The 26,823-nt window shown below is 72.6% G+C and carries 19 protein-coding genes, 2 rRNA genes and 1 pseudogene; 17 read left to right on the forward strand and 5 right to left on the reverse strand.

Annotated elements, in window-relative coordinates:
• From CW362_RS23255 to CW362_RS23270, 4 genes and pseudogenes are all read left to right on the forward strand, one after another.
• Positions 1-98, forward strand: a 23S ribosomal RNA gene (locus CW362_RS23255); the annotation flags it as partial.
• Positions 99-235: 137 nt separating this feature from the next.
• A 5S ribosomal RNA gene (gene rrf, locus CW362_RS23260) occupies positions 236-352 on the forward strand.
• A 545-nt stretch (positions 353-897) separates the two neighbouring features.
• Positions 898-1,440: pseudogene (locus CW362_RS45865) on the forward strand (hypothetical protein); the annotation flags it as partial.
• A 453-nt stretch (positions 1,441-1,893) separates the two neighbouring features.
• Complete coding sequence (locus CW362_RS23270) at positions 1,894-2,781, forward strand: hypothetical protein (protein WP_240657984.1); 888 nt, start codon at positions 1,894-1,896, stop codon at positions 2,779-2,781.
• 88 nt (positions 2,782-2,869) lie between these two features.
• Here CW362_RS23270 and CW362_RS23275 read toward each other — a convergent pair whose 3' ends face one another.
• Positions 2,870-4,162, reverse strand: a complete 1,293-nt coding sequence (locus tag CW362_RS23275; RefSeq protein ID WP_103551463.1) for a DUF1015 domain-containing protein — start codon at positions 4,160-4,162, stop codon at positions 2,870-2,872.
• Positions 4,163-4,234: 72 nt separating this feature from the next.
• On the opposite strand from CW362_RS23275, the gene CW362_RS23280 reads away from it, so the two are divergent.
• From CW362_RS23280 to CW362_RS23295, 4 genes are all read left to right on the forward strand, one after another.
• The gene (locus CW362_RS23280) at positions 4,235-5,263 is read left to right on the forward strand and encodes an HAD hydrolase-like protein (protein ID WP_103551464.1); all 1,029 of its coding nucleotides are present in this window, start codon (positions 4,235-4,237) and stop codon (positions 5,261-5,263) included.
• A 269-nt stretch (positions 5,264-5,532) separates the two neighbouring features.
• Entirely contained in the window at positions 5,533-6,576 is a 1,044-nt protein-coding gene (locus tag CW362_RS23285) for a FecCD family ABC transporter permease (RefSeq protein WP_103551465.1), read from the forward strand.
• Positions 6,577-6,596: 20 nt separating this feature from the next.
• On the forward strand, positions 6,597-7,670 hold the full coding sequence (locus CW362_RS23290; RefSeq protein ID WP_206301032.1) for a FecCD family ABC transporter permease: 1,074 nt from the start codon (positions 6,597-6,599) through the stop codon (positions 7,668-7,670).
• On the forward strand, positions 7,667-8,602 hold the full coding sequence (locus CW362_RS23295) for an ABC transporter ATP-binding protein (RefSeq protein ID WP_420856876.1): 936 nt from the start codon (positions 7,667-7,669) through the stop codon (positions 8,600-8,602). Before CW362_RS23290 ends, CW362_RS23295 begins: the two co-directional genes overlap by 4 nt.
• A 33-nt stretch (positions 8,603-8,635) precedes the next feature.
• On the opposite strand, the gene CW362_RS23300 is transcribed toward CW362_RS23295, so the two are convergent.
• Positions 8,636-8,983 (reverse strand): SCP2 sterol-binding domain-containing protein, encoded by a 348-nt coding sequence (locus CW362_RS23300; protein WP_103551467.1) that lies wholly within the window; start codon positions 8,981-8,983, stop codon positions 8,636-8,638.
• A 42-nt stretch (positions 8,984-9,025) separates the two neighbouring features.
• Here CW362_RS23300 and CW362_RS23305 point away from each other — a divergent pair, with 42 nt between their 5' ends.
• The 5 genes from CW362_RS23305 (at position 9,026) to CW362_RS23325 (ending at position 14,818) form a co-directional block, all read left to right on the forward strand.
• Complete coding sequence (locus CW362_RS23305) at positions 9,026-9,343, forward strand: hypothetical protein (RefSeq protein ID WP_240657982.1); 318 nt, start codon at positions 9,026-9,028, stop codon at positions 9,341-9,343.
• Positions 9,344-9,418: 75 nt separating this feature from the next.
• Positions 9,419-10,234, forward strand: a complete 816-nt coding sequence (locus CW362_RS23310) for a TlyA family RNA methyltransferase (protein ID WP_103551468.1) — start codon at positions 9,419-9,421, stop codon at positions 10,232-10,234.
• Positions 10,231-11,136 (forward strand): NAD kinase, encoded by a 906-nt coding sequence (locus CW362_RS23315; protein ID WP_103551469.1) that lies wholly within the window; start codon positions 10,231-10,233, stop codon positions 11,134-11,136. The genes CW362_RS23310 and CW362_RS23315 overlap by 4 nt, the downstream gene beginning before the upstream one ends.
• A gap of 163 nt (positions 11,137-11,299) precedes the next feature.
• A complete protein-coding gene (gene recN, locus CW362_RS23320) occupies positions 11,300-13,042 on the forward strand; it encodes a DNA repair protein RecN (protein ID WP_206301028.1) in 1,743 nt (580 codons plus the stop codon).
• 639 nt (positions 13,043-13,681) lie between these two features.
• Positions 13,682-14,818: a glycosyltransferase family 4 protein gene (locus CW362_RS23325; protein ID WP_103551470.1), complete on the forward strand. Its 1,137-nt coding sequence runs from the start codon at positions 13,682-13,684 to the stop codon at positions 14,816-14,818.
• Positions 14,819-14,838: 20 nt separating this feature from the next.
• Here CW362_RS23325 and CW362_RS23330 read toward each other — a convergent pair whose 3' ends face one another.
• From CW362_RS23330 to CW362_RS23340, 3 genes are all read right to left on the reverse strand, one after another.
• Entirely contained in the window at positions 14,839-16,467 is a 1,629-nt protein-coding gene (locus CW362_RS23330; protein WP_103551471.1) for a PucR family transcriptional regulator, read from the reverse strand.
• Positions 16,468-16,564: 97 nt separating this feature from the next.
• On the reverse strand, positions 16,565-17,959 hold the full coding sequence (locus CW362_RS23335) for an FAD-binding oxidoreductase (RefSeq protein ID WP_103551472.1): 1,395 nt from the start codon (positions 17,957-17,959) through the stop codon (positions 16,565-16,567).
• A gap of 106 nt (positions 17,960-18,065) precedes the next feature.
• Complete coding sequence (locus tag CW362_RS23340; protein WP_162684188.1) at positions 18,066-19,868, reverse strand: glycoside hydrolase family 15 protein; 1,803 nt, start codon at positions 19,866-19,868, stop codon at positions 18,066-18,068.
• Between the two features lie 545 nt (positions 19,869-20,413).
• Here CW362_RS23340 and CW362_RS23345 point away from each other — a divergent pair.
• The 4 genes from CW362_RS23345 to ald all read left to right on the forward strand — a co-directional run bounded on the left by CW362_RS23345 (position 20,414) and on the right by ald (position 26,403).
• On the forward strand, positions 20,414-22,081 hold the full coding sequence (locus CW362_RS23345) for a CTP synthase (RefSeq protein WP_103551474.1): 1,668 nt from the start codon (positions 20,414-20,416) through the stop codon (positions 22,079-22,081).
• Between the two features lie 110 nt (positions 22,082-22,191).
• Positions 22,192-22,818, forward strand: coding sequence for an NUDIX domain-containing protein (locus CW362_RS23350; protein WP_103551475.1), 627 nt, complete (start codon positions 22,192-22,194; stop codon positions 22,816-22,818).
• Between the two features lie 216 nt (positions 22,819-23,034).
• Positions 23,035-25,116: a tetratricopeptide repeat protein gene (locus tag CW362_RS23355; RefSeq protein ID WP_103551476.1), complete on the forward strand. Its 2,082-nt coding sequence runs from the start codon at positions 23,035-23,037 to the stop codon at positions 25,114-25,116.
• 162 nt (positions 25,117-25,278) lie between these two features.
• Complete coding sequence (ald, locus tag CW362_RS23360) at positions 25,279-26,403, forward strand: alanine dehydrogenase (RefSeq protein ID WP_206301029.1); 1,125 nt, start codon at positions 25,279-25,281, stop codon at positions 26,401-26,403.
• The last annotated feature ends 420 nt before the right edge of the window (positions 26,404-26,823 follow it).

The following is a 26,823-nucleotide window of genomic DNA, read 5'->3' on the forward strand; positions in this document are numbered from 1 at the left end:
GTTAAGGCTCCCAGTAGACGACTGGGTTGATAGGCCAGATCTGGAAGCCCGGTAACGGGTGGAGGTGACTGGTACTAATAGGCCGAGGGCTTGTCCTCAGTTGCTCGCGTCCACTGTGTAGTTCCCAGACAACGAACGGTTGTGCTGGCTGAACAGTTCCACTTAATCAATTGAAAAGTGTGCTTGTTCGCTGCCCGTTCGAGACCTCGTTTCACCACGAGGTGTCTGACAGGGTTTCGGTGGTCATAGCGTGAGGGAAACGCCCGGTTACATTCCGAACCCGGAAGCTAAGCCTCACAGCGCCGATGGTACTGCAGGGGGGACCCTGTGGGAGAGTAGGACGCCGCCGAACTAATTTTGGAGGACCCTTGGTCCCAGCGACTCGCTGGGACCAAGGGTCCTTTTTTGTTTTTCCGAAGCGCGCCGGGTACCCGGCTGCGCGAGAATGACTTGCGGTACCGAAGACAGGAGTCACCCATGTCCACCAACTCTCCCGACGAGCGACCGGAGCGCGACCAGCGCCGTCGTGACAGTGGTGACCGCGGTGACTACCGCGGCGGCCCACGCCGAGACAACGACCGTGGTGGCTCCGGCCGGCGTGACGATCGCCGTGACGGTGACCGCGGCGGCGACCGTGGTGGTTTCCGTCGTGACGACAGTCGTGGCGGCAGCGGTGGCGGTGGCTACCGTGGCCGCGACGACCGTGGCCGCGACGACCGTCGTGAGGGCGACCGGGGTGGCCGGCCGCCGTTCCGTCGTGACGACCGCCAGGGCGGCCCGCGTCGCGACGACCGCGGTGGCAGCGGCGGCGGATTCCGTAGGGACGGAGACCGTCCTGCCTTCAACCGCGACGATCGGCCCAGCAGCCCGCGCCGTGACGACGACCGCGGCGGGTACCGCCGTGACGAGCGTGGCGGCGGCGGTGACCGTGGTGGTTTCCGTCGCGACGACAGCCGTGGCGGCAGCGGTGGCGGTGGCTACCGTGGCCGTGACGACCGTGGTGGCAGTGGTGGCAGTGGTGGCGGCGGCTTCCGTCGTGACGACCGTGGTGGCAGCGGTGGCGGTGGCTACCGTGGCCGCGACGACCGCGGCGGCAGCGGTGACCGTGGTGGTTTCCGTCGCGACGACAGCCGCAGCGGCAGCGGTGGCGGCTTCCGCCGCGACGACCGTGGTGACTTCCGTCGTGATGAGCGTCGGGGCGACGACCGTGGCGGGTTCCGCCGTGACGCGGACCGTCCGTCCTTCCGCCGTGACGATCGGCCCAGCAGCCCGCGTCGTGACGACGACCGCGGTGGCTACCGCGGCCGCGACGACCGTGGCGACTTCCGGCGCGACGACCGTCGTGACGAGCGGCCGCACAGCCCGCGTCGTGACGACGACCGTGGTGGTTTCCGCCGTGACGACAGCCGTGGCGGCGGTGACTTCCGTCGTGACGAGCGTCGGGGCGACGACCGTGGCGGGTTCCGTCGTGACGAGCGGTCCCACAGCCCGCGTCGTGATGACGACCGTGGTGGTTTCCGTCGTGACGACAGCCGTGGCGGCGGTGACTTCCGCCGTGACGAGCGCAGGGACAGCGACCGTCCGCCCTTCCGGCGCGACGACCGTGGCGACTTCCGGCGCGACGACCGCCGTGACGAGCGGCCGCACAGCCCGCGTCGTGACGACGACCGTGGTGGTTTCCGCCGTGACGACAGCCGTGGCGGCAGCGGCGGCGGCTTCCGTGGCCGTGACGACCGGGGACGCGACGACCGAGGCCGTGGTGGACCGCGCCGTGACGACCGGGGCGGGCGCCCCGGCGGCTTCCGCGGCCGCGACGACCGCGGGGGCGACGACCGGCGCGGTGGCGGCCGCTACCGCGACGAGCGGGACCGGGACCGCGAGCCGATCAAGCGGCTGCCGATCCCGGACGACGTCACGGGCGAGGAGATCGACCAGGACGTGCGCCAGGAACTCCTGAGCCTGCCCAAGGGCCTCGCCGAGGACGTCTCCCGCAACCTGGTGATGGTCGCCCGTCTCATCGACGAGGACCCCGAGGGCGCCTACGCGTACTCGAGGATCGCCCTGCGGCTCGCGTCCCGTGTCGCCGCCGTGCGCGAGGCGGCCGGTTTCGCCGCGTACGCGAACCAGAAGTACAGCGAGGCGCTCGCCGAGTTCCGCGCCGCGCGCCGGATGACCGGCAGCGTGGAGCTGTGGCCCGTGATGGCCGACTGCGAGCGCGGTCTCGGTCGGCCCGAGAAGGCGCTCGAGATGGCCGGGGCGCCCGAGGTGCAGAAGCTGGACAAGGCCGGCCAGGTCGAGATGCGTCTCGTGGCGGCCGGTGCCCGGCGTGACATGGACCAGCTCGACGCCGCCATCGTCACCCTCCAGAGCCCGGAGCTCGCCTCGAACTCCGTCCAGCCCTGGACCGCGCGGCTGAGGTACGCCTACGCCGACGCGCTCCTCGCCGCCGGGCGTGAGGGCGAGGCGCGCGAGTGGTTCGCCAAGACCGTCGAGTCCGACAAGGACGGCAGCACGGACGCCTCCGACCGGCTCGCCGAGATGGACGGCGTCGAGTTCGTCGACGCCCTCGTCGAGGACGACGAGGCCGGCAGCGAGGACACGACCGCGGCCGAGGCCAAGACCGAGACGGACATCCGCGCCGAGGACGAGCACCAGGACGAGGACGACGACGACGAGGACGGGACCGAGTCCGGCTCCACGGACGGGATCGCGGACGACGTCGACGACCTCGGCAACGAGGACAAGGACGAGGACGGCGCTCCTCACCGTCCGCAGGACTGACGCCGGTCACCACGGCGCAAACACGTGGGCGGCGGGACACCGGAAGGTGTGCCGCCGCCCACGTGGCGTTCGCGGGGACCGTGCCCCTTCAGGGAGTGAGCGCCCGCAGGACCAGCCCGGACGCCGGCTTCGGCCCGAAGGAGGTCGACTTGCGCGGCATCGTGACCCCTTGGCGCGCGAGATCGCGTACGACTTCCTCGTGGACCGGGTGCATCAGGACGGCCGTGCCTCCGTCGCGCTCCGCCTTCTCGACCGTGGCGCCCGCGTCGTGGATGTACGCGATGTGCGCGGGGGAGTCCTCCGGGATGCCCCACACGTGCTCCAGGAGCGTGGCGTGCAGGACCGTGGCGTCCAGCGCGCGCCAGGCCTCCGGATGCCCGGCCGGGACCGTGCGGGCCAGGAGGTCCGGAGCGGGGCGGTCGACCAGATGGAAGGCGCCGTCGCCGGCGAGGAGGAAGGCGTTCCCCTCGGCCGCCGCCGAGGCGAGGGCCTCCAGTGCCTCTGCGAGGGGCACGGCGAGGTGGCGTACGCGGAAGGAGTCCTCGAGGGCGGCCAGCGCCTCGGCGATCGGGAGGCGGTGCAGCAGGCGGTGGATGGCCCGGACGCGCAGCGGGTAACGGACGGTGTCCACCAGGAGGACCAGGCCGTAGTCCCAGGGGCTCGGAGAAGGGTGCTCCGCGCGTAGACGCAGATATGTCGCCCACCGGTGGTGACCGTCGGCGATCAGGGCCTGGTGCCGGCCGAGGTCCGTGCGGATCTCGGAGAGTTCCGCCGGGTCCGTGACCGCCCACAGACGATGGCTGATGCCGTCCTCGGTGGTGGTGGACAGCAGCGGCGGCAGGCCGACGGTGCGTTCGATGACGGCGGCGGCGCCGTACCCGGAACCGTTGCCGCGGTAGGTCAGCAGCAGGGGTTCGAGGTTGGCGGACGTGGCGCGCATCAGGGCCGCGCGGTCCGCGATGACGTGCGGCATCACGTCCTCGTGCGGGAGCACGACACCGTCGGCCGGATCGGACAGGCGCAGATTGCCGATCACGCCCCGCTGTAGCAGGTCGCCGTCGCGCTGCTCGTACACGTACAGGCCCGGCTCGGGATCGGTGGCCAGCACGCCTTCGGACAGCCAGCGGTCCAGGGTGTCGGCGGCCTGCCGGTTGCGCGCCTCGGGGCTGCCGTCCTGCGGGAGGATCAGCCGGACGATGTTGTACGGGTCGGCCGATTCGAGTTCGAGCAGTCCGTCGGGCCGGACGATCACGTCGTACGGCGGGGACGTCACGGCGGCCAGACTGCCGACCCGGTCGGGGTCGTAGCGCAGGCCTCGGAACGGGGTGAGTTCGAGGCCGCTCCCAGCCGGGGTCTCCGCCTCGGGACCTGCATAGTTCATTGGGGCATCGTAAGTGCGTCGGCGGCATGCGCGATGATCGGGGGAAAGGGATCGAACGAGGAGCGATGCGCAATGAGCCAGACCGTCAGGACGCGGCCCGAGGGCAGTGGGCAGGCACTGAGCGAGGCGTACGACACCGCGCTGCTGGACCTGGACGGTGTGGTGTACGCGGGCGGGGACGCCATCGCCCACGCGGTGGACTCGCTGGCGACGGCCCGCGCGGGCGGAATGCACCTCGCGTACGTCACCAACAACGCGCTGCGCACCCCGGACGCGGTCGCCGGGCACCTCACGGAGCTGGGCATACCGACGGTGGCGTCGGACGTCATCACCTCGGCGCAGGCCGTGGCCCGGCTCATCAGCGAGCAGGTGCCGACGGGCGCGCGGATCCTGGTCGTCGGCGGCGAGGGGCTGCGGGTCGCGCTGCGCGAGCGCGGTCTGGAGCCGGTCGACTCGGCGGAGGACGAGCCCGTCGCGGTCGTCCAGGGGTACGGCGGTCCCGATCTGACCTGGTCCCGTTTCGCGGAGGCGTGCTACGCCATCGCGCGCGGGGTCCCCTGGTTCGCGTCCAACACGGACCTGACGATTCCGGGCGCGCGCGGGATCGCGCCCGGCAACGGCGCGGCGGTGGAGGTCGTCCGCATCGCCACGGGTGCCGAGCCGCAGGTCGCGGGCAAGCCGCTGCCCCCGATGCACCGCGAGACGATCCTGCGGACCGGGGCCGAGCGGCCGCTGGTGGTCGGGGACCGGCTGGACACGGACATCGAGGGCGCGTTCAACGGAGAGGTGGACTCGCTGCTCGTCCTCACCGGGGTGACCGACGGCGCGCAGCTCCTCGCCGCGCCGCCGCAGCACCGGCCGACGTACGTCGACGCCGACCTGCGCGGCATGCTCACCGGGCAGCCCGAGGTCGTCGAGGCGGGCGACGGGTTCCGCTGCGGCGGCTGGACGGCGACGGCGGGCGGCGAGGAGCTGGAACTGACCGGCGAGGGCGAGGCCCTCGACGGACTGCGGGCCCTGTGCGCGGCGGCCTGGACGGCCGCGGGCGGGGGCACGTGCGAGCTGGACGGGGGGAAGGCGCTGGCGCGGCTGGGCCTCTAGCGCTCGGGCGGGCGAGAGGGGTGTGCGAACGCCGGACGCCGGTACCGGCGTCCGGCGTCCGGCCTTCGTCGGAGGTGGCGCCGGTGGCGGTGGCGGCCTCGTCCCGAGCGGGTGCGGGTGCCGACGAAGGCTCCCTCCCGCCGGGGCGGGGGAGCCGGGGCGGTGCTCGGCGACGAGGGCGGGCCGGGGGTGGCTGACCAGGGCTTCGGCGCGGGCCCGGGCGCGCGGACACATCGAAAGACAACGCGAGGGTAGGCTAACCTAACCTCGTGTTGGTCGACAGTCCTCCTGAACAGTGCGCGGAAACCGCCCCCGCGCTCCCAACCCGCCGGGCGATACGGACCCTTGGACTGCTCATCTCCGTGGGCGTCCTGCTGCTGGTCGCGCTGGCGAGCGTCGCGATCGGCGCGAAGGCGCTGCCGCCGGCCCAGGTGTGGCACGGCCTCTTCCACGACTCGGGGACGTACGCGGACGTCGTGATCGGCGACCGGATCTCGCGCACCGTGCTCGGGCTGCTGGTGGGCGCCGCGCTCGGGCTGTCCGGCGCCGTCCTCCAGGCGCTCACCCGCAATCCGCTGGCCGATCCCGGTCTGCTCGGGATCAACGCGGGCGCGTCCGCCGCGGTCGTCACCGCGATCACCTACTTCGGTGTCACCTCACTGAGCGGCTACGTCTGGTTCGCCTTCTTCGGCGCGGCCGCGGTCGGGGCGCTCGTCTGGTTCCTGGGCGGCAGCCGGGGCGCGACCCCGGTGCGGCTCGCGCTCGCCGGGACCGCCATCAGCGCCGCGCTGTACGGCTATCTGCAGGCCGTGATGATCATGGACGACGCGGCGCTCGGCAAGATGCGCTTCTGGACGGTCGGTTCGCTCGCTTCGGCGACCGACTCGACGATCGAGCAGGTGGCGCCGTTCCTCGCGGTCGGCACCGTTCTCGCGCTGGCCCTCGCCCGGCCGCTGAACGCGGTGGCCATGGGCGACGACACCGCCCGCGCGCTCGGCGCGAACCTGAACCGGACCCGCGCGCTGTCCATGGCCGCCGCGACCGTGCTGTGCGGCGCCGCGACCGCCGCCTGCGGGCCGATCGTGTTCGTCGGGCTGATGGTCCCGCACGCCGTCCGCTCCTTCACCGGGCCCGACCTGCGCTGGATCCTGCCGTACGCCACCGTCCTGTCGCCCGTGCTGCTGCTCGGCGCCGACGTCCTCGGGCGGATGGTCGCCCGGCCGGCGGAGCTCCAGGTCGGCATCGTCACCGCGGTGCTGGGCGGCCCGGTCTTCATCTTTCTCGTACGGCGACGGAGGACGGCGCAGCTGTGACGACCCCACGTGTCCGAAGCATCCGAACCGCCCGCGGCCGAGGCGCCCCGGCGCTTCCCGCGCGCCGCGTCCGGGCCGTCCGCACCGGCGGGCTGTCCGTCCGCCTCGACGTCCGCGCGTTCACCGTGACCGTCCTGCTGCTGGTGGCCGCGGCCGCGGCGAGCGTGGTGCTCATCGGCACCGGCGACTTCCCGATCCCGGCCGGGGACGTGCTCAGGACCCTGGCCGGCGACGGAAGCCCCAGCCAGGAGTTCATCGTCAACGACCTCCGGCTCCCGCGCGTTCTCGTCGGACTGCTGGTGGGGGCCTCGCTCGGGCTGGCCGGAGCGCTCTTCCAGTCCGTCTCCCGCAATCCGCTGGGCAGCCCCGACGTGCTCGGGCTCGGGCAGGGGGCCACGGCCGGCGCGCTCATCATGATCGTGCTGTTCTCGGGCAGCGCGACCGAGGTCGCTCTCGGGGCGCTCGTCGGCGGACTCCTGACCGGGCTCGCCATCTACCTGCTCGCCTGGAAGCGGGGCGTGCACGGCTATCGGCTGGTCCTGGTCGGCATCGGTGTCTCCGCGATCGTCACGGCGGTCAACGGCTATCTCCTCACCAAGGCCGACCTCGTCGACGCGGCCCGCGCCGTCGTCTGGATGACCGGTTCCCTCAACGGCCGGGACTGGGCGCAGGTCTGGCCCCTGCTGATCATGTGCGCCGTCCTCGTCCCCCTCGTCCTCGGCAACGCGCGCGGGCTGCGGATGATGGAGATGGGCGACGACGTGTCGTACGCCCTCGGAGTGAGCGTCGAGCGGACGCGGCTGCTGCTGATGGTGGCCGCCGTCCTGCTCACCGCGGGTGCCACCGCCGCCGCGGGCCCGGTCGGTTTCGTGGCGCTCACCGCCCCGCAGCTGGCCCGGCGGCTCACCCGGTCGCCCGGACCGAACCTGGTGCCGTCGATGTGCATGGGCGCGACCCTGCTCATCGTCGCGGACTGGGCCTCGCAGCGCGCCTTCGGTGCCGACCAGCTGCCCGTCGGCGTCGTGACCGGCGTCCTCGGCGGCGTCTACCTGCTGTGGCTGCTGGTCACCGAGCGCAAGGCGGGCCGGATATGAGCGGCCCGGCGGACGCGGCCGTGAGCGGCCCGGTGAAGCCGGCCGCGCCGGGCCCGAAGAACGCGGCGCGTGCGAACGACCAGGCGCACGAGAACACCCCAAGGAGCACTGTGAACCGCCTGTCCGCCGACAACGTCACCCTCGGCTACGACCAGCGCGTCATCGCGGAGAAGCTGTCGGTGGAGATTCCCGACCACTCCTTCACGGTGATCGTCGGTCCGAACGCCTGCGGCAAGTCCACCCTGCTGCGCGCCCTCTCCCGCATGCTGAAGCCCTCGGCCGGACGGGTGCTGCTCGACGGGCAGACGATCCAGTCGATGCCGGCGAAGAAGGTGGCGCGCGCCCTCGGGCTGCTGCCGCAGTCGTCGATCGCACCGGACGGGATCACGGTCGGCGACCTCGTCGGCCGGGGCCGCTACCCGCACCAGGGACTGCTGCGCCAGTGGTCGGCGGAGGACGAGCGGGTGGTCCGGGAGTCGATGGCCTCCACCGGGGTCGCCGAACTCGCCGACCGCTACGTCGACGAACTGTCGGGCGGCCAGCGTCAGCGCGTGTGGATCGCGATGGCGCTCGCGCAGCAGACCCCGCTGCTCCTGCTGGACGAGCCGACGACCTACCTCGACATCCAGCACCAGATCGACGTCCTCGACCTGTGCGCCGAACTCCACGAGACGCAGGGCCGCACCCTGGTCGCCGTACTGCACGACCTCAACCACGCGGCCCGCTACGCCACTCATCTGATCGCCCTGCGCGGCGGCGAGGTCATCGCGGAGGGAGCCCCGAACGACATCGTCACGGCCGAGCTGGTGGAGGAGGTCTTCGGGCTGCGCTGCCAGGTCATCGAGGACCCCGAGACCGGGACACCGCTCGTGGTGCCGGCGGCACGCAAGGCCAGGGTGCGTGCCGCCGCGGCGGCCGTGGAGGGGTCCTGAGCCGCGGCAGGCCGTCGCGGAAGGGTCCGCCTCCTACAGGAGGGTCCTGAGCCGCAGCAGGTCGCGCAGGCCCGCCTCCAGCTTCACCCGGCCCGAGCCCCAGGCCCTGGCGAAGTTCAGCTCGCCGTCGACCATCGACACGAGGTCGTCGCCCTTCATGGTCAGACGGATCTGGGCCCGCTCGGGGGGCGGGCCCTGGAGCGTGTCGAGCACCTCGATCCGGCCGTCCTTGAGCCGGCCGACGAAGGTGATGTCCAGGTCGGTGATACGGCAGCTCAGCGAGCGGTCCAGGGCCGCGGCGGCCCGTACGTTCCCGTCGGCGCCCGCCATGTTGTCGGAAAGCTTGTCGAGTGCGGCGCGGCACTCCTCAGTCGTCGCCATCGTGATCGACGGTACCGCAGCCCTTCGCGGTAGCGTCGGGGCATGAACGACTCAGTCCCCGAGGAAGAGCTCCCCGAGGCCATGACCGCGGGGGAGCCCGGCCCGCCCGCGGAGGCGGAACCGGAACCCGCGCACGACCCCGCCGCACCGGCCCCGCTGAACGTCCCGCGGGTCCCGACGGGCGACGGGGACGTCGACGCGGGGCTCGGCCGACTGGCCGACGCCGACCACCTGGCCACGGACGGACACCTCGAGGTGTACGAGGATGTCCACCGGGGGTTGCGCGACGCGCTCACCGCGCTCGACGTCCGCCCGGGGGCTCCGGCTCCCGCCGGTCGCCCGCCCGCCGCCGCCCAATGAGATCCTTCGGGGCGTCCGGAGAACCTTCCGGGCAGCCTTTCCCATCGCCGTACGACCGCAGGAGCTGAACCGAACGTGGCAGGAGTGGCACGCCGCCGCCTCGACGCCGAGCTGGTCCGCAGGAAGCTCGCCCGCTCGCGCGAGCACGCCGGACAGCTGATCGCCGCGGGCAGGGTCAGTGTGGGCAAGACCCTCGCGACCAAGCCCGCCACACAGGTCGAGACCGCCGCGGCGATCGTGGTCAGCAAGGACGACAGCGACCCCGACTACGTCTCGCGCGGCGGTCACAAGCTCGCCGGCGCGCTCGCCGTCTTCGGGCCGCAGGGCCTGAAGGTCGGGGGACGGCGGGCGCTGGACGCCGGCGCGTCCACCGGAGGCTTCACCGACGTGCTGCTGCGCGCGGGCGCCGCCCATGTCGTCGCCGTGGACGTCGGATACGGACAACTCGCGTGGTCTCTCCAGAGCGATGAACGCGTCACCGTCAAGGACCGTACGAACGTACGCGAGTTGACGTTGGAGGCGATCGATGGGGAGCCCGTGGACCTTGTTGTCGGGGATCTGTCCTTCATCCCGCTCGGACTGGTGCTGCCCGCCCTCGCGCGGTGCACGGCGCCGGATGCCGATCTGGTGATGATGGTCAAGCCGCAGTTCGAGGTGGGGAAGGACCGGCTGGGCAGCGGCGGCGTCGTGCGCAGTCCGGAGCTGCGCGCCGAGAGCGTGCGCGGCGTGGCGGCGCGAGCCCAGGAGCTGGGGCTCGGAGTGAAGGGCGTGACAGCGAGCCCGTTGCCCGGACCGTCGGGCAACGTCGAGTACTTTCTGTGGCTGCGTGCCGGGGCGCCCGAACTCGACCCGGCCGACGTTGACCGTGCAGTGGCGGAGGGGCCGCGTTGACACAGACCCGAGCTCGTACTGTTTTCCTGCTGGCCCACACCGGGCGGCCGGCAGCCATCCGCAGCGCCGAACTGGTCGTCCAGGGGCTGCTGCGTTCCGGGATCGGCGTACGGGTCCTCGCGGCCGAGGCCGCCGACCTGCCGCTGCCGGACGAGGTGGAGCTGGTCCAGGAGGCGACTCCGCAGTGCCTGGACGGCTGCGAGCTGCTCATCGTCCTGGGCGGTGACGGAACGCTGCTGCGCGGCGCCGAGTTCGCCCGCGCCTCCGGCGTGCCGATGCTCGGCGTCAACCTCGGAAGGGTCGGCTTCCTCGCCGAGGCCGAGCGCGACGACCTGGACAAGGTCGTCGACCGGGTCGTCACCAAGGCCTACGAGGTCGAGGAACGCATGACGGTCGACGTGGTCGTGCACCGCAACGGCGACATCGTGCACACCGACTGGGCGCTGAACGAGGCGGCCGTGCAGAAGGTGTCCGCCGAGAAGCTCCTCGAAGTGGTGCTGGAGATCGACGGGCGGCCCGTCACCGGCTTCGGCTGCGACGGGATCGTCTGCGCGACCCCGACCGGGTCGACGGCGTACGCCTTCTCCGCGGGCGGTCCCGTGGTCTGGCCCGAGGTCGAGGCGCTGCTGATGGTGCCGATCAGCGCGCACGCCCTGTTCGCCAAGCCGCTGGTCACCTCGCCGGACTCGGTGCTCGCGGTGGAGGTGCTGCCGCACATTCCGCCGGGCGTGCTGTGGTGCGACGGGCGGCGCACGGTGGAGCTGCCGCCGGGCGCGCGGGTCGAGGTGCGGCGCGGGGCCGTGCCCGTGCGGCTCGCCCGGCTGCACCACGCGTCCTTCACCGACCGGCTCGTCGCCAAGTTCGCACTCCCGGTCGCAGGGTGGCGCGGGGCACCGCACTAGGGCAGCACCGGGGCAGCCCCTTCGGGGCATGCCCGGCACCCGGCTTCCGTCCGGGTGCCGGGCCGCCTCCGCACGAGGCGTCGGCGAACGAGGACGCCTCCCGAAAGTAACGCTCGGTTCTCTTTGCGGGGGGCGGCGTCGCACGGCGCCGGGAAAACCTCGTATGGTCGGGGACGTGTTGGAGGAGATGCGGATACGGTCGCTCGGAGTCATCGACGACGCGGTCGTCGAGCTGTCACCCGGCTTCACCGCCGTGACCGGTGAGACCGGTGCGGGCAAGACGATGGTGGTCACCAGCCTCGGGCTGCTGCTGGGCGGGCGCGCGGACCCGGCCCTCGTGCGGATCGGCGCCAAGAGCGCGGTCGTGGAAGGGCGGATCAGCGTACCGGCGGACGGGACGGCCGTCGTACGGGCCGAGGAGGCCGGCGCCGAGCTCGACGAGGGCGTGCTGCTGATCAGCCGTACCGTTTCGGCCGAGGGGCGTTCCCGCGCGCATCTGGGCGGACGCTCGGTGCCGGTGGGCGTGCTCGCCGAACTCGCCGACGAACTCGTCGCGGTGCACGGCCAGACCGACCAGCAGGGGCTGCTCAAGCTGTCCCGGCAGCGGGGGGCCCTGGACCGGTACGCGGGTGACGCGGTCGCCGTGCCGCTGGCCAAGTACGCGGGCGCCTACCGCCGGCTGCGGGCCGTCTCGGCCGAACTGGACGAGATCACGACGCGCGCGCGGGAACGGGCCCAGGAAGCCGACATGCTGCGCTTCGGACTCGACGAGATCGCGGCCGTGGAGCCGCGGGCGGGCGAGGACGCGGAGCTGGCGGCGGAGGCGGAGCGGCTCGGTCACGCGGAGGCGCTGGCGTCGGCCGCCACGGCCGCGCACGCCGCGCTGGCGGGCAATCCCGAGGACCCGGAGGGCATCGACGCGGCCACGCTCGTCGCGGGCGCCCACCGGGCGCTGGAGGCCGTGCGGTCGCACGACTCGGCCCTCGCCACGCTGTCCGGGCGGATCGGGGAGATCAACATCCTGCTCGGCGACGTCGCGGGCGAACTCGCGGGCTACGCCGACGATCTCGACGCCGACCCGCTGCGGCTGGCGGCGGTCGAGGAGCGCAGGGCCGCGCTCACCCAGCTGACCCGCAAGTACGGCGAGGACATCGACGCCGTGATCGCCTGGGCCGAGCGGAGCGCCGAGCGGCTCACCGAACTCGACGGCGACGACGACCGGATCGAGGAGCTGACCGCCGAGCGGGACGCGCTGCGCGGTGAACTGGGCGGTCTCGCCCAGGCGCTGACGGACGCCCGTACGGAGGCCGCCGAGCGGTTCGCCGCCGCCGTCACCGCCGAACTGGCCTCGCTGGCGATGCCGCACGCGCGCGTGTCCTTCGACATCCGGCAGACCGACGACCCGGAGGGGGTCGAGGTCGGCGGGCGCCCGGTGGCCTACGGCCCGGCCGGCGCCGACGAGGTGGAGCTCCTGCTCGCCCCGCACCCCGGGGCGCCGCCGCGGCCCATCGCCAAGGGGGCGTCCGGCGGTGAGCTCTCGCGCGTGATGCTCGCGGTGGAGGTCGTGTTCGCGGGGACCGACCCCGTGCCGACGTATCTCTTCGACGAGGTCGACGCGGGTGTCGGCGGCAAGGCCGCGGTCGAGATCGGGCGACGGCTGGCGAAGCTCGCCCGGACCGCGCAGGTCGTCGTCGTCACGCACCTGCCGCAGGTGGCCGCCTTCGCCGACCGGCAGCTGCTGGTCGAGAAGACGAACGACGGCTCGGTGACCCGCTCGGGCGTGAAGGTGCTGGAGGGCGAGGAGCGGATCCGCGAACTGTCCCGGATGCTCGCCGGCCAGGAGGACTCCGAGACGGCCCGGGCCCATGCGGAGGAACTGCTGGCGGCGGCCCGGGCGGACGCCTAACGGCAGTCCTGCCCCCCCGGCGGGGGTGGTCCTGCCCCTGGCGGGGGCGGTTCCGCCCCCCAGCCAGGGAGTCCACCCGGGCTCCGTGGCCGTTGGGCCTGCTCTTTTCGCCCCCTCCGTCCCTGCCCTTCCCACCTCTGGGGCTCCGCCCCGGACCCCGCTCCTCGAACGCCGGAGGGGCCGAAACTTTCCCCGCACCCGAAGGACGGGGCGGAGGGCCGGGGCCCTGGCCCATGTCCGGAAGACGGGCCGGGGCGCGGCCTCTCGGACGCGCCGTGCGGGGGTGGTGCGCGCCGTTCGGTGCGCGGGTGCACCCTCGGCACGGGGTGGCGAACGACACGGTGGGAGCCCGTTGGCCTCGGGGCGGCCCGCAGGGCGCGGGGAGTCACGGGCGCCGCACGGGTTCCGTGTGGTCCCACCCTCCCCGGAACGGGCCATTCATCACTCGTGCGGGTGACCGTCGTCGCCGGGTTGCCCTGTCTGACGTGCCCTCGTCGTGATGGCGGTGCCGGAAGGCCCGGACGGCCTGGCATCCTTGGCGTAGTACGCGGTGCACGACGTGCGGTACCCCCTCCTCCGCACGACCCCTCTGTACGTTTCCCCGTGACCGTCCGACGCCGAACCAGGAGCCCCGGCCACGTGAGCCACGTGAGCAGCCACCCGCCGCACGGCCAGTCGCCGCTGCACACCGTGCAGGTGCTCGGCGGCGGAAGCGCGGGCAGCAGCACGCACGTGCGGTCGCTGGCCGCGGGTCTGGTCGCCCGCGGGGTACGGGTCACCGTCTGCGCTCCCGCCGAGACGGACCGCGTGTACGGGTTCAGCAGTGTCGGCGCGCACCACGTTCCCGTGCCCCGCAGCAGCGACCCCGCCTCGGTGTCCGCGTTGCGGGCGGCCTGCGCGGACGCCGATCTCGTGCACGCGCACGGGCTCCACGCGGCGCTGCGGGCGATGCTGGCGCTCAGCGGGCGAAGCGTTCCCCTCGTCGTCACCTGGCACACCCGTCCGGAGGCCGACGGCGCCCGGGTCCACGTACTGCGGCTCCTGGAGCGCCGGGTCGCCAGGGCCGCCGCCGTGGTGCTCGGGACCTCGTCCGACCTGGTGGACCGGGCCCGCAGGAGGGGAGCGCGGGACGCGCGGCTCGCCGCCGTCGCGCTCGCGGCTCCGCGCCCGCCCGCCGACCCCGTGGAACCCGACCGGTTCCGGCACAAGGCACGGGCCGAACTCGGCGCGACCGACCGGGCGTTGCTCATCGCGGTCGGATCGCTCGACCGGCACCGCGGCTACCACACCCTCCTGGACGCCTCGCGCGCGTGGTGCCGACTCGATCCGGTGCCCCTGCTGGTCGTCGCGGGGGAGGGGCCGCTGCGCCCCGTCCTCCAGCGCCGGATCGAGGACGAGGAGCTGCCGGTCCGGCTCGTCGGGCGGCGCGAGGACGTCACGGAACTGCTCGCCGCGGCCGACCTCGTCCTGCTGCCCAGCAGATGGGAGTCGCGCCCGGTGCTGGCGCACGAGGCCCTCCACGCGCGCGTCCCGCTCGTCGCCACCGCGGTCGGGGGCGTCCCCGAGATGGTCGGCGACGCGGCCGAACTCGTCCCGTACGGGAACGCGAAGGCGATCGCCGACGCCGTCGTGCGGCTGCTCGCCGATCCGGCGCGCCAGGAGGTCCTGCGGGAGAAAGGCGTCCGGCAGGCCGCCACGTGGCCGACCGAGGACGAGACGGTCGCCCAGGTGCTCAGCGTCTACGACGAGTTCACGCGGTTCAGGCCGTTGATCTGACACCGGTCGGCCGGCGGCCCTCACGGAACGTGTCTGCGTGCCCGTAGCGCCAGGCTCAACGCCAGTACCGTCTGCGGGTCGTCCAGGTCCATGCCCAGCAGCTCGCCGATCCGGGCGAGGCGGTTGTAGAGGGTCTGCCGGTTGAGGTGCAGTTCGCGGGCGGTCTCCGCCTTGCGGCCCGCGTGCGCCAAGTAGGTCTGCAGGGTGGGCAGCAGGGGCGGCTTGGAGCGGACGTCGTGGTCGCGGAGCGGGCCGATCGCCCGCTCCACGAAGGCGGCCAGGTCGGGGTGCTCGCGCAGTCGCCACAGCAGCAGGTCGATGTCCAGACGGCGGGCGTCGTACCAGGGCCGGTCCGACAGGCCCTGCGCGGCCGTCGCCGTCTCCGCCGCGTGCCGCAGTCCCGCCGACGCGGCCGCCCAGCCGCCGGCCACCCCGACCACCACCACCGGCGGCTGTGCCCCGGGCCGCTGCATGCCCGCACGTTCCACCCCGGCGCGCAGCGCCGCCGCGACGCGGTCCGCGACGGCCGCCCGTTCCGACTCCGAGCGCAGGCCGAGCAGCAGCGGTACCCGGCCCTCGACGGGACGTACGCCCAGCAGGACCGGGACGCCCACCGAGGCCAGTTCCTCGGCCACGGCACGGGCCAGGACGGCCCAGCCGCCACCGGGGGCGAGGCCGTCGGCCAGTCGCATCACGACCGGCAGGAGCGGGCCGGAGCCGGGCTTGAAGCCGAGCACACGGGCCTGCGCCGGCGCGTCCTCGGCCTCGATACGGCCCTCGGCGAGGTCGGTCAGGAAGTCGCCGCGCCCCCGCGCGGCCAGTTCCTCCTCCTGGCGGGCCTGCATCAGCACGACGGCCAGGATGCCCGCGGCCCGCTCGGCGGCGATCCGGTGCACCGGGGCGACCGGCGCGCCGACGGGCAGCAGCACCAGGCGGGCGCGTACGGAGCCGGTGCCGGGACCGCCGCCGGGCACGTCCACCAGGGTCGTCCCCGTGGGCGGCTCCTCCTTGTGCTGGCCGCGCAGCCCCTCCCAGACCTGGAGCGGATCGGCGCCGGCGGAGCCGGCCCCGGCGGCGTACAGCAGCTGTCCGTCGGCCGTCTCCAGGAAGACCGGGTTGCCGCTGAAGTCCGCGAGGATGCGCAGGACCTGGGGCACCCCGCCGCCGCCGAGCAGGGCCTCGGTGCAGCGCCGGTGCACCTCCTCGGCCTGCTGGAGCAGTGCGTAGTGGCCGTTGACGATCTCGGTGTGGATCTCCTCGGTGACCGTCACGAAGGGCACCTCGCGGTGCAGCTGCACCAGCGGCAGACCGGTGGAACGGGCCGTCTCCACGAGCGCGGCGGGAAGCCGGGCGAAGCGCGGGCCGAGCTCCACGACGAGCGCCGCGATCCCGCGCTCGGCGAGGGTGCGGACGAACGCGCGCTGGTCGGCCGGGCGGGTGCCGAGACCGTACCCCGTGGTCAGCAGCAGTTCGCCGCCCTTGAGCAGCGAGGCGATGTTCGGCACCTCGCCCGCGTGCACCCAGCGCACGGTCCGGTGCAGCCGGTCGGCCCCCGCGACGATCTCCGGCAGCCCGCTGCGCAGTCCGGGCAGTTCGAGGGCCCGCTGCACGGTGATTCCGGCGCCTTGGGTGTCGTAACGGCTGTCCATGCAGCGGACGCTACCCGCGGACGGTTCGGGGAGGCATCCCGGGCCGTCCGCGTGCGACGCCGGGGCCGCCGCGGGCGGTGTCCGGCGAGCGCCGGGGTCAGGCGCCGGCCGGTACCGGGGTGATGTTGTGGTTGAAGCGGAAGACGTTGTCCGGGTCGTACTCGGCCTTCACCGCGGCCAGCCGCCGCATGTTGTCCTCACCGAGGCCGGCCGCCACGCGGTCCGTGCCCTCGTCCCCGATGAAGTTCAGGTAGACCGCGCCGGTGCTCCACGGCCGGACGTCCTCGCGGACCTTCCTGACCCACTCGACGCACCGCTCGTCGTCGGCCGCGTCCTCCCAGATCCCGAAGGGGTGCACGGCCCAGGACGCGTCGCGGTACGGGACGGGGAAGCGGGACGGTCCCGAGGCGATGGCGCCGCCCTGCGGGAACAGCACGTGCTGGGTGCCGGTGGGGACCGGCATGGCGTCGCCGAGGGCGCAGAAGACGTCCACGAAGTCGTCGGGCGCGCCGGTCAGGTACTCCGCCGACCAGTAGTTCCGCATGCCGGGCGGGTCGTCGATCATGCACTGGAAGTCGGCGTAGGGCAGGGCCGTGACGATCTCGACCTCGTGCGGCAGCGCCAGCAGCGGCTGGGCGGTCTTGCGCATGTCCTCCTCGCCGCCCGCGTACGCGACCAGGGCACCGCAGAGCAGCTTGCCCACCAGCTCCGGGGGCACGAACTCCTCGGGCGGGCCGGTGAGGTAGAGGATGCCACCGCTCGCCTCCGGCGGTCCGGTCGCGATGATCTCGCGGTAGACGCGGATCACCTCGGGGCCGTGTTCCGGCAGGTACATCAGCAGGGCGATGGAGAACTCGGGCAGCGGGTGCAGCTTGAGGGTCAGCGCGGTGGCGACCCCGAAGTTCCCGCCGCCGCCGTGCAGGGCCCAGAACAGCTCCGGGTTCTCCTGCTCGGTGGCGAGTACCGGCGAACCGTCGGCGGTCACCAGTTCGACGCCGAGCAGATTGTCGACGGCGAGGCCGCAGGACCGGTCCAGCCAGCCGCTGCCGCCGCCGAGGACGAAGCCGCCGACCCCGGTCGTGGAGGCGCGGCCGCCGGTGGTCGCGAGGCCGTAGGGCTGGGTGGCCCGGTCGAGGTGGCTCATCAGCGCTCCGCCCTCGACCCGGACCGTCTCGGACCCGGGGTGGACGGTGACCGCGTGCATGCGGCTGAGGTCGACGACGAGCCCGCCGTCGTTGAGCGCCATGCCGGCGACGCTGTGACCGCCGCCGCGGACGGCGATCGGCAGGTCCAGCTCACGCGCGAAGCGCACCGCGCGGGTCACGTCGGCCTCGCTCTCGCACCGCGCGATGACGGCGGGCCGCCGGTCGATCATCGCGTTGAAGACCGTCCGGGCCTCGTCGTACCCGGGGTCGTCCGGGGTGAGCGCGTCGCCGGACAGACCCGCGCGGAGCGCGGCCAGTGCCGCGCCGGCCTTCGAAAGGGGAGCCATGGAAGCCGCCCCCTTCCATGAGGGGACAGGACTCCTTCCAGGCTAGGCGGGCACGGCGCATCGGGCGCGTCGGGGAAGGTCCCCCACGCGCCCGGCGCGCGGCGGCTCAGCCGCCGTAGGCCCCGCTCGCCGTCAGCCTGAGGGCCGTGTCGATCAGCGGGACGTGGCTGAAGGCCTGCGGGAAGTTCCCGACCTGGCGCTGGAGGCGCGGGTCCCACTCCTCGGCCAGCAGACCGAGGTCGTTGCGCAGGGCCAGCAGGCGCTCGAAGAGCTTGCGGGCCTCGTCGACCCGGCCGATCATCGCGAGGTCGTCGGCCATCCAGAACGAGCAGGCGAGGAACGCGCCCTCGTCGCCCTCGAGACCGTCCACGCCCGCGTGTTCGCCGGAGGTCGGGTAGCGCAGGATGAAGCCGTCGGAGGTGGACAGCTCGCGCTGGATCGCCTCGATGGTGCCGATCACGCGCTTGTCGTCCGGCGGCAGGAAGCCCATCTGCGGGATGAGCAGCAGCGAGGCGTCGAGCTCCTTCGAGCCGTAGGACTGCGTGAAGGTGTTCCGCTCCTGGTCGTAGCCCTTCTCGCACACGTCCCGGTGGATGTCGTCGCGCAGCTCGCGCCACTTCTCCAGCGGGCCGTCCGCGTCCCCGGACTCGATGAGCTTGATGGTGCGGTCGACGGCGACCCAGGCCATCACCTTGGAGTGCACGAAGTGCCGCCGAGGGCCCCGGACTTCCCAGATCCCCTCGTCCGGCTGGTTCCAGTGGGTCTCCAGGTAGCGGATCAGCTTCAGCTGGAGCAGCGAGGCGTAGTCGTTGCGGGACAGGCCCGTCATGTGGGCCAGGTGCAGGGCCTCGGTGACCTCGCCGTAGACGTCGAGCTGGAGCTGGTGCGCGGCACCGTTGCCGACCCGGACGGGCGCCGAATTCTCGTACCCGGGAAGCCAGTCGAGTTCGGCCTCGCCCAACTCCCGTTCCCCCGCGATGCCGTACATGATCTGGAGGTTCTCCGGGTCGCCGGCGACCGCGCGCAGCAGCCACTCGCGCCAGGCGCGGGCCTCCTCGCGGTAGCCGGTGCGCAGCAGCGAGGAGAGGGTGATGGCCGCGTCGCGCAGCCAGGTGTAGCGGTAGTCCCAGTTGCGCACGCCGCCGATCTCCTCCGGCAGGGAGGTGGTGGGCGCGGCGACGATGCCGCCCGTGGGCGCGTAGGTCAGGGCCTTCAGCGTGATCAGGGAGCGGACGACGGCCTCGCGGTAGGGGCCGTGGTACGTGCACTGGTCGACCCAGTCGCGCCAGAACTCCTCGGTCGCCTCCAGGGACTGCTCCGGCTCGGGCAGTGCCGGCGGCTGCTTGTGCGAGGGCTCCCACGACACGGTGAAGGCGATGCGCTCGCCCGGCGCCACGGTGAAGTCGGCGTACGTGGTCAGGTCCTTGCCGTACGTCTGACAGTCGGTGTCGAACCAGACCGAGTCGGGTCCGGCGACGGCGACCGTGCGCCCCTCGTGCCGGCGCACCCAGGGCACGACGCGGCCGTACGAGAACCGCATGCGCAGCGCGGAGGTCATCTGCACCCGGCCGCTCACGCCCTCGACGATCCGGATCAGCTGCGGCGCGCCGTCGCGCGGGGGCATGAAATCGGTGACCCGGACCGTGCCGCGCGGGGTGTCCCACTCGGATTCGAGGATCAGCGAGTCGCCGCGGTACCGGCGGCGCGACGCCGCGGGCGGCTGCTCCTCGGGCGCGTGCGCGGGACCGAGCCGCCAGAATCCGTGATCCTCCGTGCCGAGCAGTCCCGCGAAGATGGCATGGGAGTCGAAGCGGGGCAGGCACAGCCAGTCGACTGTGCCGTCCCGGCAGACCAGCGCGGCTGTCTGCATGTCTCCGATGAGTGCGTAGTCTTCGATGCGCCCGGCCACGTGCATCTCCAGTCGAACGGCCACGTCGCCCCTTCGCGGGGCGGTCGCTCTTGCGGTCAAAGGGAACGTAGGTACTGCAAAACAGTAAGCAATGGGAGTCGGTCACTGCGGAACGTCGATGATGGGGGACGTCCGCCGTACGTCGCTGCAAAACGCCGGTTGTGGGTGCGATGGGCGATGCGATTGTCGTTTCGAACGAACTGACAGGCCCTCTTTGTTCCGGTTGCGTGCGGGATGATGCCGTGTGCCGGAGGGGCTCGGCAGCGAGTGTCCGAGCAGGATACGACGCACGTGGAAGATCCGCGTGCCGCTCCGGACAACCCGGCTGGGCCGATCGGGTGAGCGGTGGGCGGCGCGCGCCGGGCGGAGTGCCCGGGTGTGTGCGGAGCGTGGCCGGAAGCGGCCTCCTCCGGTCGCTGATACCCTGGTAGCCCGTGGACCGGTGGGCGAGAAACCCCCGAACCGCAGCGACGGCACCCCCGGAAATCTCCGGGCCCCACGCCGGCACGCACCCCCAGACCGACCACGGGAGCCCCCTCTTGGCCATGCCGCCCAGTGCTTTTCGAAACAGCACAGCCACGACGACCAAGCACATCTTCGTCACCGGGGGTGTCGCCTCTTCCCTCGGCAAGGGCCTGACCGCCTCCAGCCTGGGCGCGCTGCTCAAGGCACGGGGTCTGCGCGTCACCATGCAGAAGCTCGACCCGTACCTGAACGTCGACCCGGGCACCATGAACCCGTTCCAGCACGGCGAGGTGTTCGTCACCAACGACGGCGCGGAGACGGACCTGGACATCGGGCACTACGAGCGCTTCCTCGACGTGGACCTGGACGGCTCGGCCAACGTGACCACCGGTCAGGTGTACTCCACCGTCATCGCCAAGGAGCGGCGCGGCGAGTACCTCGGTGACACCGTGCAGGTCATCCCGCACATCACCAACGAGATCAAGCACCGCATCCGCCGCATGGCCACCGACGACGTCGACGTGGTCATCACCGAGGTCGGCGGCACGGTCGGCGACATCGAGTCGCTGCCCTTCCTGGAGACGGTCCGCCAGGTCCGGCACGAGGTCGGCCGCGACAACGTCTTCGTCGTGCACATCTCGCTCCTGCCCTACATCGGTCCGTCCGGCGAGCTGAAGACCAAGCCCACGCAGCACTCGGTCGCGGCGCTGCGCAACATCGGTATCCAGCCGGACGCGATCGTGCTGCGGGCCGACCGCGAGGTCCCCACCGCCATCAAGCGCAAGATCTCGCTGATGTGCGACGTCGACGAGGCCGCCGTGGTCGCGGCGATCGACGCCAAGTCGATCTACGACATCCCGAAGGTCCTGCACACCGAGGGCCTGGACGCCTACGTCGTCCGCAAGCTGGACCTGCCGTTCCGTGACGTGGACTGGGCGACCTGGGACGACCTGCTCGACCGCGTCCACAACCCGGTCCACGAGATCACCATGGCGCTCGTCGGCAAGTACATCGACCTGCCCGACGCCTACCTCTCGGTCACCGAGGCGCTGCGCGCCGGCGGTTTCGCCAACAAGGCCCGCGTCAAGATCAAGTGGGTCACCTCGGACGACTGCAAGACCCCGGCGGGCGCGGCCAAGCAGCTCGGCGACGTCGACGCGATCTGCATCCCCGGCGGCTTCGGCGACCGGGGCGTGTCCGGCAAGGTCGGCGCGATCCAGTACGCCCGCGAGAACCGCGTCCCGCTGCTCGGCCTGTGCCTGGGCCTGCAGTGCATCGTGATCGAGGCCGCGCGGAACCTGGCCGACATCCCCGACGCCAACTCCACCGAGTTCGACTCCGGCACCGGTCACCCGGTCATCTCCACGATGGCCGAGCAGCTCGACATCGTGGCGGGCGAGGGCGACATGGGCGGCACCATGCGTCTGGGCATGTACCCGGCCAAGCTCGCCGAGGGCTCGATCGTGCGCGAGGTGTACGACGGCAAGGAGTACGTCGAGGAGCGCCACCGCCACCGCTACGAGGTGAACAACGCCTACCGCGCCGAGCTGGAGAAGAAGGCCGGTCTGCAGTTCTCCGGCACTTCCCCGGACGGCAAGCTCGTCGAGTACGTCGAGTACCCGCGCGACGTCCACCCGTACCTGGTCGCGACCCAGGCGCACCCCGAGCTGCGCTCCCGTCCGACCCGGCCGCACCCGCTCTTCGCGGGCCTGGTCAAGGCCGCGGTGGCACGCAAGACGGGCAAGTAGCACAGGGCTGTACGGTGACCGGGGTGCGGGTCCGCGGGTGTTCCCGCCGGGTGCGCACCCCGGTCCCGTCACCGGACCGGCTTCTTTTCGCACGTGTGGGAGGACAGGCCATGACGTTCAAGGACACCCCCGAGGAGTGGGAGGTCCGGGCGACCGAGACCCCCTTCAAGGGCAACAAGACCTCGGTGCGCACCGACGACGTGGTCATGCCCGGCGGATCCGTCGTCCGCCGCGACTACCAGGTCCACCCGGGCTCCGTGGCCGTGCTCGCCCTGGACGAGGAGGGCCGTGTCCTGGTCCTGCGCCAGTACCGCCACCCCGTGCGCCACAAGCTGTGGGAGATCCCGGCCGGCCTGCTCGACGTCCCCGGCGAGAACCCGCTGCACGCCGCCCAGCGCGAGCTCTACGAGGAGGCGCACGTCAGGGCGGAGACCTGGCGCGTGCTGACCGACGTCTACACCACGCCCGGCGGCTGCGACGAGGCCGTCCGGATCTTCCTGGCCCGCGACCTCTCCCCGGTGGAGGGCGAGCGGTTCGAGGTGGAGGACGAGGAGGCCGACATGGAGCTGGCCCGCGTCCCCCTCGACGAACTCGTCAGCGGGGTGCTCGCCGGAGACCTGCACAACAACTGCCTGGTCGTGGGCGTCCTCTCGCTCGTCGCCGCGCAGCAGGGCGCCGGACTCGACGCCCTGCGCCCGGCCGAGGCGGCCTGGCCCGCACGTCCCTTCGAGGCCTGACCCCGCCCCCGGGGCGGCCGTGCCGTCCGGCCGCCCCGTTCCGGACGGGCCGTGTACGCCCATCAGGGGAGGCCGGTCCTACGATCAGCTGATCCGATCGGGGGACGTCGCCGTCGCGCTCCGCCCGGATCGTCGCAGAGCGTGAACTAGGCTCTGGAAGCGCCCGTACCGGAGTCCCGGCGGGCTTGCGCGTGCAGTGGAACGGGAGCGTGGCCCGTGGCGGATCAGGCGGTGGACGGCGGCGGCACCAAGGTGTCGCCCAAGGGGCAGCGCCCGGCTGCCGGGTCCCCTCCTGCGGGCAGTCACTTCCTGGGCCGTGCAAGAGAGTTGAAGGAACTCCGGGCGGACATCGAGCGTGCGGGACTCGACACCATCGCCGGCCGCAAGGCCCCCCGCGCGCGGGTGCTGCTCATCGCGGGCAGGCCCGGATCCGGCCGCACCGCGCTCGCCGACCGGCTCGCCGCGCAGGTCGCCGAGAGTTACCCCGACGGCATACTGCGCGCCCGGCTCACCGAACCCGACGGCACACCGGTGCCCACCGAGGCCACCGCGCGGGACCTGCTCACCGCCCTCGGGCTGTCCGCGCCCCCCGGAGCCGGGGCCGACGACCTCGGCGAACGGTTGCGCGAGGCCTTCGCGATCCGCCGGGCGGTGCTCCTGCTCGACGACGCGGCCGACGCCGAGCAGGTCGACGCGCTGCTGCCGGACTCCCCGGACTGCCTGGTCGTCGCCGTCTCCGGCGGGCCGCTGACCGGCATCGCGGACGTCCGCCCCTGCACGCTGGGCGGCCTGGACACCAAGTCCGCCCTCGAACTCCTCGGCCACTTCACCGGCTCGGTGCGCATCACCGTCGACCCGCTCGCCGCCGAAGGGCTGGTCGAACTGTGCGCGGGCCAGCCGACCGCCCTGGTGCTGGCCGGCGGCTGGCTCGCCGCGCGTCCCGCCGCCGCCGTCGCCGACCTCGCCAAGCACCTGCGCACCGAGGGCGAGGACGGCACACCGCTGGACCGCGTCTTCCGGCTCTCGTACGCATCCTTGCCGGGCGCCGCCGCGCGGATGCTGCGACTGCTCTCGCTGGCCCCCGCGGGCCTCGTCGACCCGCACACGGCCTCCGCGCTGGCCGGCTGCTCGGTCCAGGAGGCGCACACCACGCTGGACGAGTTCACCGGCCTCGGCCTGCTGCGCGCCGTCCCCTCGCCGCTGCCGCAGTACGAGGTGCCCGGCTGCCTCCATCCCCTGCTCCGGGCGCTCGTCGACACCCACGACCGGCCCGCCGAGGTCCAGCTGGCCCGCGCCCGGATGCTGGAGCGGACCGTACGGCTCCTGGTGTCCTGCCGCGCCATCACCGAGACCGACAGCTCGCCCGCCCGGGAGAAGCTCGCGGCGATGCCGCGGGCCCTGCGCTTCCCCAGCCCCCGGGCGGCCGAGGACTGGCTGCGCGTCCGCCGGCCCGCGCTGCTCGCCTCGGCCCGGGCGGCGGTCGCCGACGGGGAACTGGACACCCTCGCCCGGCGGCTGATGGCCGCCCTGGTGCGGGCGATGGCCGCCCACTTCGGCACCCGGGCCGCGGCGCCCGACCTGTACGGCATCCACCGTCTCGTCCTGGACGTCGCCGAACGCCGGGACCTGCCCCGTGAGAAGGCGGCGGCCCTGCTCAACCTCGCCGACCTGGACGCGCAGACCGGCCGCGGGGCCGACGCCCTCGCCCGCTACCGGGCCGCGCTCGACGCCGGACGCGAGGCGAACGACCCCTACGCGACCGGCCGCGCGATGGAATCCGTAGGCGGCGCCCACCAGGAACTCGGGGACCACGACCGCGCCGCCGACTGGTACGGCAGGGCGCTCGCCCAGCGGCTCGCGCGCGACGAGCGCGTGGACGTCGCCCGGCTGTACGGGCGCATCGCCACCGCCCACACCTACGCGGGCCGTTACGGCGAGGCGCAGGTCAACTGGCGCGCCGCGGTCGCCTGGCACCGCAAGAACAATGATGTCGCCTCCCAGGCAAGGGCGTTGAGCGAGATGGCCCGGGTCCAGGAGTACGCCGGACGGCCCGAGGAGTCGCTGCGCACCTGCCAGGAGGCCGTCGAGTGGGCGCGCCGCGCGGACGACGTACGGCTCCAGGCCGCGCTCCAGGTCAGGCTGGCCGACACCCTGGAGCGGCTCGGCGACCCGGCCGCCGCCCGGCTGCACCGCGCGGCGGCCGAGCGCATGCTGGGAGATGAGCTGCCGGAGAACGTATCCGTCATGGAACACCCCGCTAACGCCTACGAAATCCGCAGTGCACCCGCTGAAGATTGATGCATTGAAAGGCTAGACACCGAGAATCCCTTCATTAGACTGGCTCCACCGCGTTCTTTCGTGGTGTATCCCGGTGTGCCCCCGTACATCGGGTATGTCATGCATTGCCTGGCTTGCATCGCCTCGGCACGCATAGCCCCAGAGCCCTCTGAGTCAAGGACCGTGATCGACGTGAAGGTCGGCATCCCCCGCGAGGTCAAGAACAACGAGTTCCGGGTGGCCATCACCCCCGCCGGTGTGCACGAGCTCGTGCGCCACGGCCACCAGGTCTTCGTCGAGCAGAACGCCGGTGTCGGCTCCTCGATCACGGACGAGGAGTACGTCTCCGCCGGTGCGCAGATCCTGCCCACCGCCGACGAGGTCTGGGCCGTCGCCGACCTGCTGCTGAAGGTCAAGGAGCCCATCGCGGAGGAGTACCACCGCCTCCGCAAGGACCAGACGCTCTTCACCTACCTGCACCTGGCCGCGTCCAAGGAGTGCACGGACGCCCTCCTGGAGTCCGGCACCACCGCGATCGCCTACGAGACCGTCGAGCTGCCGAGCCGTGCGCTGCCGCTGCTCGCCCCGATGTCCGAGGTCGCGGGCCGGCTCGCCCCGCAGGTCGGCGCCTACCACCTGATGCGCGCCAACGGCGGCCGCGGCGTCCTGCCCGGCGGTGTCCCGGGCGTGCTGCCGGCCAAGGCCGTCGTGATCGGCGGCGGTGTCTCCGGCTGGAACGCCGCGCAGATCGCCATCGGCATGGGCTTCGACGTGACGCTGCTCGACCGCGACATCAACAAGCTGCGCGAGGCCGACAAGATCTTCGGCACGAAGATCAAGGCCGTCATGTCCAACTCCTTCGAGCTGGAGAAGGCCTGCCTCGAGGCCGACCTCGTGATCGGCGCCGTGCTGATCCCCGGCGCCAAGGCGCCGAAGCTGGTCACCAACGAGCTCGTCTCCCGGATGAAGCCGGGGAGTGTCCTTGTCGACATCGCGATCGACCAGGGCGGCTGCTTCGAGGACTCGCGTCCCACCACGCACGCCGAGCCGACCTTCCCGGTCCACAACTCGGTCTTCTACTGCGTCGCCAACATGCCCGGCGCGGTGCCCAACACCTCGACGTACGCGCTGACCAACGCCACGCTGCCGTACATCGTCGAGCTCGCGAACCGCGGCTGGACCGAGGCGCTGCGCCGGGACAACGCACTGGCCAAGGGTCTCAACACCCATGACGGCAAGGTTGTTTACCGTGAGGTCGCCGAGGCCCACGGGCTGGAGCACGTCGCGCTGGAGAGCCTGCTCGGCTGAGTTTTCCGGCGGCCCCGGAGCCCGGCGCTCCGGGGCCGACTCCGCTCCGGCAAAAGGCGATACGTCAACACGGTCGTCAACACCTCGCACCAGGCCGGACCTTGCCCGACAAGGTCCGGCCTGGTGTGTGTCAGGTCACTTCGGGGCACTCGTTCAACTCGCCACGAACGTAACTCTTCAACCGATTCGCACACCGGTGAAACCTGCCGTGCGACGGCCTTACGCCCTTGACAGTGGGGTGTTCGGTTGCCGACACATCGGGTCGGGTCCGGCGGATTGTGTTGCTGCGGAGCGGTGACACGCCATAGAGTCGCCAACCGTCGGCATGGTGCCACGCTGACCTATCGAGAAGTTTCCTGGTCACCAAGGAGGTAAGACGACTTGTGAATGAGTCGACATTTACTCCCGGGGGTGGTCAAC

This window comes from Streptomyces populi (assembly GCF_002911015.1).
GTDB lineage: Bacteria > Actinomycetota > Actinomycetes > Streptomycetales > Streptomycetaceae > Streptomyces > Streptomyces populi.

Excerpts from the sequence above, each read along its gene's own strand:
- CW362_RS23275 (WP_103551463.1), bottom strand. The coding sequence starts at position 4,162 with ATGAACTATGCAGGTCCCGAGGCGGAGACCCCGGCTGGGAGCGGCCTC.
- CW362_RS23280 (WP_103551464.1), top strand. The coding sequence starts at position 4,235 with ATGAGCCAGACCGTCAGGACGCGGCCCGAGGGCAGTGGGCAGGCACTG.
- CW362_RS23295 (WP_420856876.1), top strand. The coding sequence starts at position 7,667 with ATGAGCGGCCCGGCGGACGCGGCCGTGAGCGGCCCGGTGAAGCCGGCC.
- CW362_RS23300 (WP_103551467.1), bottom strand. The coding sequence starts at position 8,983 with ATGGCGACGACTGAGGAGTGCCGCGCCGCACTCGACAAGCTTTCCGAC.
- CW362_RS23305 (WP_240657982.1), top strand. The coding sequence starts at position 9,026 with ATGAACGACTCAGTCCCCGAGGAAGAGCTCCCCGAGGCCATGACCGCG.
- recN (WP_206301028.1), top strand. The coding sequence starts at position 11,300 with ATGGTCGGGGACGTGTTGGAGGAGATGCGGATACGGTCGCTCGGAGTC.
- CW362_RS23330 (WP_103551471.1), bottom strand. The coding sequence starts at position 16,467 with ATGGACAGCCGTTACGACACCCAAGGCGCCGGAATCACCGTGCAGCGG.
- CW362_RS23335 (WP_103551472.1), bottom strand. The coding sequence starts at position 17,959 with ATGGCTCCCCTTTCGAAGGCCGGCGCGGCACTGGCCGCGCTCCGCGCG.
- CW362_RS23345 (WP_103551474.1), top strand. The coding sequence starts at position 20,414 with ATGCCGCCCAGTGCTTTTCGAAACAGCACAGCCACGACGACCAAGCAC.
- CW362_RS23350 (WP_103551475.1), top strand. The coding sequence starts at position 22,192 with ATGACGTTCAAGGACACCCCCGAGGAGTGGGAGGTCCGGGCGACCGAG.